The 11,455-nt window shown below is 67.5% G+C and carries 10 protein-coding genes and 2 tRNA genes; 5 read left to right on the top strand and 7 right to left on the bottom strand.

The genetic code is table 11. The features are described 5' to 3' along the window. Positions 1 to 10 precede the first annotated feature (10 nt). Both ON26_RS18835 and ON26_RS18840 read left to right on the top strand, forming a co-directional pair. On the top strand, positions 11 to 2,176 hold the full coding sequence (locus tag ON26_RS18835; RefSeq protein ID WP_040797484.1) for an RNA degradosome polyphosphate kinase: 2,166 nt from the start codon (positions 11 to 13) through the stop codon (positions 2,174 to 2,176). Next, a complete protein-coding gene (locus ON26_RS18840) occupies positions 2,173 to 3,132 on the top strand; it encodes an NUDIX hydrolase (protein ID WP_083884197.1) in 960 nt (319 codons plus the stop codon). The genes ON26_RS18835 and ON26_RS18840 overlap by 4 nt, the downstream gene beginning before the upstream one ends. A 169-nt stretch (positions 3,133 to 3,301) precedes the next feature. On the opposite strand, the gene ON26_RS18845 is transcribed toward ON26_RS18840, so the two are convergent. The 3 genes from ON26_RS18845 to leuC all read right to left on the bottom strand — a co-directional run bounded on the left by ON26_RS18845 (position 3,302) and on the right by leuC (position 6,225). Next, positions 3,302 to 3,994: an HU family DNA-binding protein gene (locus ON26_RS18845; protein WP_040797485.1), complete on the bottom strand. Its 693-nt coding sequence runs from the start codon at positions 3,992 to 3,994 to the stop codon at positions 3,302 to 3,304. A 158-nt stretch (positions 3,995 to 4,152) separates the two neighbouring features. Then, the gene (gene leuD, locus ON26_RS18850; protein WP_040797486.1) at positions 4,153 to 4,761 is read right to left on the bottom strand and encodes a 3-isopropylmalate dehydratase small subunit; all 609 of its coding nucleotides are present in this window, start codon (positions 4,759 to 4,761) and stop codon (positions 4,153 to 4,155) included. Between the two features lie 39 nt (positions 4,762 to 4,800). Further along, the gene (gene leuC / locus ON26_RS18855) at positions 4,801 to 6,225 is read right to left on the bottom strand and encodes a 3-isopropylmalate dehydratase large subunit (RefSeq protein ID WP_040797487.1); all 1,425 of its coding nucleotides are present in this window, start codon (positions 6,223 to 6,225) and stop codon (positions 4,801 to 4,803) included. A 203-nt stretch (positions 6,226 to 6,428) separates the two neighbouring features. Here leuC and ON26_RS18860 point away from each other — a divergent pair, with 203 nt between their 5' ends. Both ON26_RS18860 and ON26_RS18865 read left to right on the top strand, forming a co-directional pair. After that, positions 6,429 to 7,130, top strand: a complete 702-nt coding sequence (locus ON26_RS18860; protein WP_040797488.1) for an IclR family transcriptional regulator — start codon at positions 6,429 to 6,431, stop codon at positions 7,128 to 7,130. Positions 7,131 to 7,160: 30 nt separating this feature from the next. Then, the gene (locus ON26_RS18865) at positions 7,161 to 7,697 is read left to right on the top strand and encodes a pyridoxamine 5'-phosphate oxidase family protein (protein WP_040797489.1); all 537 of its coding nucleotides are present in this window, start codon (positions 7,161 to 7,163) and stop codon (positions 7,695 to 7,697) included. A gap of 155 nt (positions 7,698 to 7,852) precedes the next feature. On the opposite strand, the gene ON26_RS18870 is transcribed toward ON26_RS18865, so the two are convergent. The 4 genes from ON26_RS18870 to ON26_RS18885 form a co-directional block, all read right to left on the bottom strand. Beyond that, positions 7,853 to 7,925 (bottom strand) — tRNA-Glu (locus ON26_RS18870). A gap of 153 nt (positions 7,926 to 8,078) precedes the next feature. Beyond that, positions 8,079 to 8,150, bottom strand: a tRNA-Gln gene (locus tag ON26_RS18875). 188 nt (positions 8,151 to 8,338) lie between these two features. Further along, complete coding sequence (gene gltX, locus ON26_RS18880) at positions 8,339 to 9,823, bottom strand: glutamate--tRNA ligase (protein ID WP_040797490.1); 1,485 nt, start codon at positions 9,821 to 9,823, stop codon at positions 8,339 to 8,341. A gap of 13 nt (positions 9,824 to 9,836) precedes the next feature. Then, on the bottom strand, positions 9,837 to 10,610 hold the full coding sequence (locus ON26_RS18885) for a fumarylacetoacetate hydrolase family protein (RefSeq protein WP_040797491.1): 774 nt from the start codon (positions 10,608 to 10,610) through the stop codon (positions 9,837 to 9,839). Positions 10,611 to 10,813: 203 nt separating this feature from the next. Here ON26_RS18885 and ON26_RS18890 point away from each other — a divergent pair. Then, positions 10,814 to 11,455: MFS transporter (locus ON26_RS18890; protein ID WP_040797525.1), on the top strand; the 642-nt coding region annotated here is incomplete at its 3' end.

Here is an 11,455-nt window from a genome sequence, read left to right on the forward strand (position 1 = left end):
CCGGTAAGGGATGATCGGAGGTGTGAGCCCTACGGAAATCGCCAAGCAGCAGCAGCTGCCAACGCCACCACCGGCCGCGACGCCTCCCCAGCCAGACCAGGCGACACAACGTTTGCCGCAGGATCGCTACCTCAATCGGGAATTGAGCTGGCTCGACTTCAACGCCCGGGTCCTCGCCCTGGCCGAGGACGCCTCGCTGCCGTTGCTCGAGCGCGCGAAGTTCCTGGCGATCTTCTCCTCCAACCTCGACGAGTTCTTCATGGTGCGCGTCGCCGGGCTCAAGCGCCGCGCCGAGACCGGTCTGTCGGTGCGCTCGGCCGACGGGCGCTCTCCGAGCGAGCAACTGGCGCTGATCGCCGCGCGGACCCAGGAGATCGCGGGCAGGCACGCACGGGTGTTCATCGATTCGGTGCTGCCCGCGCTCACCGCCGAAGGTATCGACATCATCGGCTGGGACGATCTGGACGCCGAGGAACGCAAGCGCCAGTCGGCCTACTTCCAGGATCAGGTATTCCCGGTCCTCACCCCGCTCGCGGTCGACCCCGCGCACCCGTTCCCCTACATCAGCGGATTGAGCCTCAATCTCGCCGTCACTGTGAAGGACTCGGTCACCGGCGGCGAGCACTTCGCCCGCGTCAAGGTGCCCGACAATGTCGACCGCTTCGTGCGGGTCCGCCGCACCTCCGGCTCGATCGCGGCCTTCCTGCCGATGGAAGCCCTCATCGCCGCACACCTCGATCAGCTGTTCCCCGGTATGGAAGTGGTCGAGCACCATTCCTTCCGGATCACCCGCAATGCGGATTTCGAGGTCGACGAGGATCGCGACGAAGATCTGCTGCAGGCCCTCGAGCGCGAACTGGCCAGGCGCCGGTTCGGTTCGCCGGTGCGCCTCGAGGTCTCCGACGACATGACCGAGCACATGCTCGATCTGCTGCTGCGCGAACTCGACGTGGACCCAGCCGACGTGATCCAGGTGCCCGGCCTGCTCGATCTGTCCTGCCTGTGGCAGGTCTACGGGGTGGACCGTCCCGGCCTCAAGGACGCGCCCTACGTGCCCGCCACGCCGTCCGCGTTCGGTGAGCGCGAGACCCCGCGCAATGTGTTCGCCGCGCTGCGCGAGGGCGATGTGCTGGTGCACCATCCCTACGACTCGTTCTCCACCAGCGTGCAGCGCTTCATCGAGCAGGCCGCCGCCGACCCGCAGGTGCTGGCCATCAAGCAGACGCTGTACCGAACCTCCGGCGACTCCCCGATCGTCAACGCGCTCATCGACGCCGCCGAGGCGGGCAAGCAGGTCGTGGCGCTGGTCGAGATCAAGGCCCGCTTCGACGAGCAGGCCAACATCAAATGGGCCCGCAAGCTCGAACAGGCGGGGGTCCACGTGGTCTACGGGCTCATCGGGCTCAAGACGCACTGCAAGACCTGCCTGGTGGTGCGGCGCGAGGGCTCCACGATTCGCCGCTACTGCCATATCGGCACCGGCAACTACAACCCGAAGACCGCGCGCCTGTACGAGGACGTCGGATTGCTCACTGCCGCACCGGAAATCGGTGCAGATCTCACCGATCTGTTCAACTCGCTGACCGGATATTCGCGAAAGTCCGACTACCGCAATCTGCTGGTTGCCCCGCAAGGTGTCCGCGCAGGCATCATCGAGCGAATCCAGCGCGAGATCGAACTGGCCCAGCAGGGCACCCCGGCGCGAATCCGGTTGAAGGCCAACGCGATTGTCGACGAGCAGGTCATCGACGCGCTCTACCGCGCCTCGCAGGCCGGCGTGCCGGTGCAGATCGTCGTGCGCGGCATCTGCGGCCTCAGGCCGGGTGTCGAGGGCATGAGCGAGAACATCGAGGTGCGTTCGATCCTCGGCCGGTTCCTCGAGCACTCGCGACTGATGCATTTCCAGGCACAGGACGAGTTCTGGATCGGCAGCGCCGACATGATGCACCGCAATCTCGACCGGCGGGTCGAGGTGATGGCGAAGGTCAACGATCCCAAGCTGAAAGAGCAATTGGGCGGCGTGCTCGATTCCGCGCTCTTCCCAACCACCCGGTGCTGGGTGCTGCAACCCGACGGCAGTTGGACCGCATCCCCCGAACGCCACGGCGCCGAGGACGGACTGGTCCGCGATCACCAGCAGTACATGATGCGACTACGGAGGCCGGAACAGCCGTGAGCGAACACGCGGGCTACACCGTCGACGGCCCGATCTGGGACCCGCAGGTCACCGCCAATATCCACGCGGCGGGCGCGGTGCTGTGGCGGCCCCGTGCCGGAGGCGGGATCGAGATCGCCGTCGTGCACCGGCCCAAGTACGGCGATTGGTCGCTGCCCAAGGGCAAACTCGATCCGGGCGAGACCCCGATGCTCGCCGCGGTGCGCGAGGTCAACGAAGAGACCGGCCTGGCCTGCAGGCTCGGCCGCTATCTGGGATATGTCACATATCCCATTCCCGGCCATCGCAAACTCAAGCGCGTCGATTATTGGGCGGCTTCGGTGGCGGGCGGCGAATTCCACGCCAATTCCGAAGTCGACGAACTCGGCTGGCATCCGCTCGACCGGGTGATGGACGAGCTGTCCTATCCGATGGACCGTCAGGTGATGCGCACCTTCGCCCGGCTGCCCGCCGACACCGCCACCATGGTGCTGGTGCGGCACGCGAAAGCCGGTCACCGCGACCGTTTCGACGGCCCGGACGAGCAGCGCCCGCTCGAGCAGGCAGGCCAGGAGCAGGCGCGGGCACTGGTGCCCAATCTGCTCGCCTTCGGCCCGGCCGCGGTGTACTCCGCGCCGCCGTTGCGCTGTGTGGACACGGTGCGGCCACTGGCGGACAAACTCGGCGTGGATGTTCTCCTCGAGCCGTCACTGTCGGAAGAGGCGTACACGGCCGATCCCGAAGCGGCCAGACAGCGGGCCACCGAGTTGGTCTCACCCGAGGAGGTGCGGGTGGTGTGCAGCCAGGGCGGGGTGATTCCCGACCTGTTGGACTGGTGGGCCGAACGCGACGGTGTGAAATTGCCGCCCGCGCGCAATCGCAAGGGCAGTGCGTGGGTGCTCTCGTTCGTGGGCGAGCGACTGGTCGCCGCCGATCATCTCGACCGGAAGCTGTCCACGTCCGTAGTGAAATCGTGATCTGCGCATCGGAATCGGCCACAGCGGGGTAGCCACCGACAACGGGCTAGCCGACCGAATCGGCCCCGGGACGGGTGTTCCCGGGGCTCTCATCGGTCCAGCTGCGGTAGATGCGCGTATGCCGCGCCGGCGGCGGTGGTGTACCCGGCGGGCGGCGCGTAGTGCGGCCTCAGCGGCGGGTGGTCGTCCGCTTGGCCGCGGTCTTCTTCGCGGGGGCCTTCTTCGCCGCCGTGGTCTTCTTGGCCGCGGTGGCCTTGGCCGCGGTCGACTTGGCCGCCGTGGTCTTCTTGGCGGCGGTCGTCTTCTTGGCGGCGGTGGTGCTCTTGGCGGCCGTCGCCCTGGTGGTGGCCTTCTTCGCGGGCGCCTTCTTGGCCGCGGTCTTGGTCGCGGTCGTCTTGCGCGCGGTGGTCTTCGCGGGGGCCTTGGTGGCAGTGGTCTTCTTGGCCGCCGCCTTGGTGGCGGTGGTCTTCTTGGCCGCTGCCTTCTTGGCGGCCGCCGTCGTCGCCTTCTTGGCCGCCGTCTTCTTGGCCGCCACAGGCGCATTCACGCCCCGCTTGACCGCAGGACCGGTCGCGGCCAGCTTCTGCTTACCCGCGATGACGGCCTTGAACTGGGCGCCGGGCCGGAACGCCGGCACCGAAGTGGCTTTCACCTTGACGGTTTCGCCGGTGCGCGGGTTCCGGGCGACCCGGGGGGCGCGCTTGCGCTGTTCGAACACACCGAATCCGGTGATGGTGACGCTCTGGCCCTTGTGCACCGCACGCACGATGGTGTCGACAACGTGCTCGACTGCCGCGGTAGCCGTGCGCCTGTCCGTACCCAACTTTTCGGTCAGAACGTCGATCAGTTCCGCCTTGTTCATTGAATCCTCCGCAGACTAATGGCCCGTCGTCGGACCGACTAGGTACCACGGTAAACCCACATTGGGCAAGAGTCTATGTGCCACGCCAAAATTCATGGTGGTTTAGCACACGTCCAGCTACCGCATCTGATGGCGCCCAGCTATCACCGCACCGATGATTACGCCTGCGAAATAGGCGCCGGAAGCGTGACGGGCTTCCATGCCGGCCTTGCCTTTTCGAACTCGGCGATGACGTCACTCTGACGCAGCGTCAGGCCGATGTCGTCCAAACCTTCCAGCAGACGCCACCGGGTGTAGTCATCAATATCGAACGGCAACACGACGGTTCCCGCGGTGACAGTGCGCGCCCGGAGGTCCACCGTCAATTCGAGACCGGGCTGTTCCTCGATCATCTTCCAGAGCATTTCGACATCGTTCTGTGACATCTGCGCGGCCAGCAGACCGCCCTTACCCGCATTGCCGCGGAAGATGTCGGCGAAGCGGGACGCGATGACCACTCGAAAGCCGTAGTCCGACAGCGCCCAAACCGCGTGTTCGCGCGAGGATCCGGTGCCGAAATCCGGCCCGGCCACCAGCACGGTGCCCCGATTGAAGGGTTCGGTGTTCAGAATGAAGTCCGGATCGCTGCGCCAGGCGGCGAACAGCCCGTCCTCGAATCCGGTGCGGGTGACCCGCTTCAGGTAGACGGCCGGAATGATCTGATCGGTGTCGACATTGGACCGGCGCAGCGGCACGCCGATTCCCTTGTGCACGGTGAAGGGTTCCATCGGATTCTCCTGGGTAGAAAAGGTGAAGGGCGAACTTTCTCAGTCCAGATCGGCGGGTGAGGACAGGGTTCCGCGCACCGCGGTGGCCGCGGCGACCAGCGGGGAAACCAGGTGGGTGCGACCGCCCTTGCCCTGCCTGCCCTCGAAGTTGCGGTTGGAGGTGGAGGCGCAGCGCTGCCCGGGTTCGAGCTGATCGGGATTCATGCCCAGGCACATCGAGCAGCCGGCCTGCCGCCATTCGGCGCCCGCGGCGGTGAAAATTTCGCCCAGCCCCTCGGATTCCGCCTGTGCGCGGACCCGCATCGAGCCGGGCACCACCAGCATCCGCACGCCTTCGGCGACCCGACGGCCCTTCAGCACATCGGCGACCGCCCGCAGATCCTCGATCCGGCCGTTGGTGCACGAGCCGACGAACACCGTGTCGACCGTGACCTCGCGCAGCGGCGTGCCCGGGGTCAAATCCATGTACCGCAGCGCCTTCTCCGCGGCCTCGCGGGCCGTCTCGTCGGCGATCTCGGCCGGATTCGGCACCGCAGCGCTCAGCGGGGCGCCCTGACCGGGATTGGTGCCCCAGGTGACGAACGGGCTCAGCGAGCTCGCGTCGATGTGCACCTCGGCGTCGAAAACCGCGCCCTCGTCGGTGGCCAGCGCATCCCAGGCCGCGACCGCGGCGTCCCAGTCGGCGCCCTTCGGGGCGTGCGGACGGCCCTTCAGGAACTCGTAGGTGACCTCGTCGGGGGCGATCATGCCCGCCCTGGCGCCCGCCTCGATGGACATGTTGCACATGGTCATCCGGGCTTCCATCGACATCGACCGGACGGCCTCGCCGCGGTACTCGAGCACGTAGCCCTGGCCGCCGCCGGTGCCGATCTGGGCGATGACCGCGAGAATCACGTCCTTGCTGGTGACTCCGGGCGGCAGCTGACCGTCGATGTTGATCGCCATCGTCTTGAACGGGCGCAACGACAGCGTCTGGGTGGCGAGCACGTGCTCGACCTCGCTGGTGCCGATGCCCATCGCCAGCGCGCCGAACGCGCCGTGCGTGGAGGTATGGCTGTCACCGCAGACCACGGTGGTGCCCGGCTGGGTCAGGCCGAGCTGCGGGCCGACCACGTGCACGATGCCCTGCTCGAGATCGCCCATCGGATGCAGGCGGATGCCGAATTCCTCGCAGTTGCGCCGCAGCGTCTCGACCTGGGTGCGCGAGATCGGGTCCGCGATCGGCTTGTCGATGTCGATGGTCGGGACGTTGTGATCCTCGGTGGCGATGGTGAGATCCGGCCTGCGCACCGGACGGCCCGCGGCGCGCAGACCGTCGAAGGCCTGCGGACTGGTCACCTCGTGCACCAGATGCAGATCGATGTAGATCAGATCGGGCTCACGCGAGGCGCCTTCACCCGCACCGCGGGCGACGACATGCTCGTCCCAGACCTTCTCGGCCAGGGTACGGGGGCGGTCGGTCATTTCTCGCTCACCTTTCGAAACGAACGGCAGGTCCGCTACCTCCGGGCTGCGGAGGGCGGATGGCTGCACGGGCTGGGCTTTCGCGTCCGGCGGAACCTGCCCCGGGCGGATCACGCCCGGACCCGAATTCCGTCGAGATCGTCGTCCGGGGGATGCTCCCACCGAGTTCGATTTCTCAGTATCCGAGACGCTAGTATCGTTCTATGAGACAGCATAGCGGTATCGGCGTTCTGGACAAAGCGGTGGCGGTGCTCCACGCCGTCGCCGAGCAACCCTGCGGCCTCAACGACCTCTGCGCCCGCACCGGCCTGCCGCGGGCCACCGCGCACCGGCTCGCCGTCGGCCTGGAAACCCACCGCCTGCTCGCTCGCGACAACAACGGCGTCTGGCGCCCCGGGCCCGCACTGGCCGAGCTGTCGGCGACGGCGAACGATCCGCTCCAGGAGGCGGCGACCCTCATCCTGCCGCGGCTGCGCGAGATCACCGGAGAGAGCGTCCAGCTCTACGTCCGCGACGGTCATGCCCGCGTCTGCGTGGCCGCCATGGAGCCGCCCTCCGGTCTGCGCGACACCGTTCCCATCGGCGCCCGACTACCGCTCACCGCGGGCTCGGCGGCCAAGGTCCTGCTCGCCTGGGCCGACGCCGAGGTGCAGCGCACCGTGCTGCCCGACGCCGTGTTCGGCGAGCGGGTGCTCGCCGAGGTGCGCAAGCGCGGCTGGGCGCAGAGCGCGGCCGAGCGCGCCTCGGGCGTCGCCAGCGTCTCCGCCCCGGTCCGCGACACCGCGGGTGCCGTGGTGGCGGCGGTCTCGGTGTCCGGCCCGATCGACCGGATGGGCAGACGGCCGGGCGCGCGCTGGGCGGCCGATCTGGTGGCCGCGTCCGACGCGCTGCACAAACGGCTGTAACACGTTTCACTTTCGCCATACAGTGTGCGCATGGGAGTCAATCAACGCGCGCAGATCGTCATGACCGACGCCGAGGTCGGCGAGTTCCTGGAGAGCAGTCGCATCGCGACCCTGGCGACCCTCGGCCCCGGCGGCGCACCACACCTGATCGCCATGTGGTACGCGCTGATCGGCGGGGAGCGCGAGGCCGACGGCACGGTGCGCGCCCTGCCGGAGCTGTGGTTCGAGACCAAGGCCAAGTCGCAGAAGGTGGTGAACCTGCGACGCGACCCGCGCATCACCTGCATGGTGGAGGCCGGCCACACCTACGACCAGTTGCGCGGGGTCTCCATCGAGGGCACCGCCGAGATCGTCGAGGACCCGGACGCGATATGGAAGGTCGGGGTGAGCGTCTGGGAGCGCTACACCGGCCCCTACAGCGAGGAGATGGCCCCCCTGGTGGCGAACATGCTGCACAAGCGGGTCGCCGTGCGGGTGGTGCCCACCCGCATCCGCAGCTGGGACCACCGCAAGCTGGGCCTGCCCGCGATGCCTCTCGGCGGGACCACAGCGGCTTTCCTGGACTGAGCGGCGCCCCTGGACCGAGCGGGCTCGATGGCTGAGCGGTCTTCTCGGGTGCGCCGGCCGCTTCCGTGTCCCGGCTCCGCACGGAGCCGGACGCGGGCACCGGAGCGGGACAACGAGAAAGACCCCCGCTCGGATGAGCGGAGGTCTTTCTTCAGTAGCCCCGACGGGATTCGAACCCGCGCTACCGCCTTGAGAGGGCGGCGTCCTAGGCCGCTAGACGACGGGGCCAGGGACATGATCTCTCATTTCTGAGGATCACCCGGTGTGGATCTCTCGATCCGTGGAGTGCTCGGTTAGCTTAGCCGACCGGAGCCTGGCGACCAAATCGCCAGGTGCTGAACAACTTTCGGTCGCGAACCGAGAGACGTGCAACACTTTCCGCTGGGGTACCAGGACTCGAACCTAGAATGGCTGAACCAGAATCAGCTGTGTTGCCAATTACACCATACCCCAATGACCTGGACTTTCTTCCCGGAGCCTGGCTGGCTTCGGTCCGTGTTCCGGCCGAGAAAGAGATTACCAAAGGTGGGAGGGTAAACTACAAATCGGCTGGTCAGAGGCATATTTTCGATGGTTTCGAGGCCATTGCCGCGGGGGAGCCGGGCGGTGCGACGCTCCCCCGCGCCCCGCGTGGCCGGTCGCTATCCGCGTGCGGAATCCAGAGCCGAGCGCAGCCGATCGAGAGCGATCTCACGTCCGAGCAGTTCCAGCGACTCGTACAGCGGCGGGCTGATGTGCGACCCGGTGACCGCCACCCGCACCGGCGTGAAGGCCTTGCGCGGTTTGAGGCCCAGATCGTCGATCAGGGCCGTTTTCAGCGCTTCCTCGATCGCCGGGGTGGCCCAGGACGCCAGCGGCTCCAGCGCGGCCACCGCGGCCTCGAGCACCGGTACCGCGTCGGCGCCGAGATTCTTCGCCGCCGCCGCCTCGTCCACGGTGAATTCACCGGCCGGCACGAAGAGGAATCGCAGCAGATCCCAGGCGTCGCTCAGGACGACGATGCGGGTCTGGACCAATTCGGCGGCCGCCGCGAACACTTTGTCGTCCACTTCCCCGGCTTTGCTCCCGGGCCCGATGTGCCCATGCTCGGTGAGGAAGTCCCGGAGCCGTCCCGCGAAATCGGCCGGCTCCAGCAATCGGATGTGCTCGGCATTGATCGCATCGGCCTTCTTCTGATCGAAACGGGCCGGATTGGAATTCACCTTGGTGATATCGAACACCGCGACCATCTCGGCCATCGAGAAGACATCGCGGTCCTCAGCAAGGCCCCAACCGAGCAATGCGAGGTAATTCAGCAAACCTTCAGGAATGAATCCGCGATCCCGATGCAGGAAGAGGTTCGACTCCGGGTCGCGCTTGGACAACTTCTTGTTGCCCTGGCCCATCACGAACGGCAGATGACCGAACTCCGGAGTGAAGTCGGCCACCCCGATCCGGCGCAATGCGGCATAGAGCGCGAGTTGGCGCGGAGTGGAGGAGAGCAGGTCCTCGCCGCGCAATACGTGGGTGATCTTCATCAGCGCGTCGTCGACCGGGTTGACCAGCGTGTAGAGCGGAATGCCATTACCGCGGGTGAGCGCGAAGTCCGGCACCGTGCCCGCCTTGAAGGTGGTCTCCCCGCGCACCAGATCGTGCCAGGACAGGTCCTCGTCGGGCATCCGCAGCCGCACCACCGGCGCCCTGCCCTCGGCCTTGTAGGCCGCGATCGCCTCGGGCGTGAGATCGCGGTCGAAGTTGTCGTAGCCGAGCTTCGGATCGCGGCCGGCAGCCTTGTGGCGAGCCTCGACTTCCTCTGGCGTGGAGAAGGATTCATAGGCCTCACCGGCCTCCAGCAAACGCCGGACGACGTCGAGATGCAGATCGCGTCGCTGCGACTGCCGGTAGGGCTCATAGGGTCCGCCGACCTCGGGTCCCTCGTCCCAGGTGAGCCCGAGCCAGCGCAGCGCGTCGAGGATCGCCGCGTAGGATTCCTCGGAATCGCGGGCCGCGTCGGTGTCCTCGATACGGAAGACGAAGGTGCCGCCGGTGTGGCGGGCATACGCCCAGTTGAACAGGGCGGTGCGGATCAGGCCGACATGCGGCGTCCCGGTCGGCGACGGGCAGAAACGGACCCGTACTGGTGTCATTGCTCTCTCTCGATCAGCGTTTGGCGGCAACAGGATTGGTCAGGGTGCCGATGCCTTCGACGGTGACGGACACCTGCTGTCCGACCTGCATCGGGCCGACGCCCTCGGGTGTTCCGGTGAGGATCACATCGCCGGGCAGCAGCGTCATGACCGTACTCACCCATTCCACGAGCTTCGGAATGTCGTGCAGGAGAAGCGAAGTCCGGCTGCGCTGACGAACCTCGCCGTCGAGCTCGGTACGGATCTCCAGATCCGCCGGGTCCAAGTCGGTTTCGATCCACGGGCCCAGCGGGCAGAACGTGTCGTACCCCTTGCCCCTGGTCCACTGGACATCGCTCTGCTGTTGGTCGCGCGCGGTCACATCGTTGGCGACGGTGTAGCCGAGGATGACCTCGCGCGCCCTGGCCGCGGGCACATCCTTGCAGGGCCGGCCGATGACCACTGCCAGCTCGCCCTCGTAGTCGACCCGCGTGGAGCTCGGCGGATAGACGATCGGAGCGTTCGGTCCGACGATGGCGGTGTTCGGCTTGATGAAGATCACCGGCTCCTCCGGCGCGGTGCCGCCCATCTCCGCGGCGTGCGCGGCGTAGTTCTTGCCGACGCACACGACCTTGCTGGCCAGAATCGGCGCGAGCAGGCGCACGTCGGCCAGCGGCCAGCTGCGCCCGGTGAACGTCGGGGTACCGAACGGGTGCTCGGCGATCTCCTTCGCGACGGCAGCCCCCTCCTCCCCTTCGATGCTGACGAACGCGACCCCATCGGGACTGGCAACTCGACCTAGACGCATGGGGGGGAGTCTACGGAAGCCGCTGGTCGCCGCGATCCACCTCCCCGGTCGAGGACTCGCCACGGGCGGCTCGATTGTGAGATTCCTCGCCGCCGGCGGACGTCGGTCCCGGATGCGCCGATCCGGCGAACGGGTGTACCGTGAGCCCAGTTTTCACTAAATGAGAATCCAGTCCCATATTTTGAGATGCAGAGGTGAGGTCGATGGCCCTCGGATCAGTCGGCACGCGGGTAGGCGCGGCGCACCGGTGGTCGATGCTCGCCCTCGGCGTCTTCGCGCAGGCCTCCAGCGCCGTCTTCATCCACGGCATTCCGTTCCTGCTGCCCGCCCTGACCGAACGCGGCATGGCACTGCCGACCGCGGGCCTGCTCGTGGCCATGCCCACCGTCGGCCTGGTCTGCACGCTCATCGCCTGGGGATATGTGATGGACCGCATCGGCGAGCGCAAAGTGCTCGTGGCCGGCCCCGCGATCATGTTCATCGCCGGCGTCGGTGCGGCCACCACCACCGACGACATCGCCCTGGGCGCGCTGCTGCTGATCGGCGGCATCGGCGCGGCGAGCACCAACTCCGCCAGCGGGCGGGTCATCGTCGGCTGGTTCCCGCCCGATCGCCGCGGTCTGGCGATGGGCATCCGGCAGACCGCCCAGCCGCTGGGCGTCGGCATCGGCGCGCTGACGATCCCCGCGGTGGCCTCGCACCACGGAATCGCCGCGGCCGTCCTGGTTCCCGCGATCATGGCGGGTGTGGCGGCGCTGGGCTGCCTGGTCGGCATCGTCGACCCGCCTCGCCCGAAAGGCGGTGCGGCCGACCGGGACAACCCCTATCGCGGCGACTCCACGCTG

It is taken from the genome of Nocardia higoensis NBRC 100133 (assembly GCF_000308595.1).
In the GTDB taxonomy this organism is placed as follows: domain Bacteria; phylum Actinomycetota; class Actinomycetes; order Mycobacteriales; family Mycobacteriaceae; genus Nocardia; species Nocardia higoensis.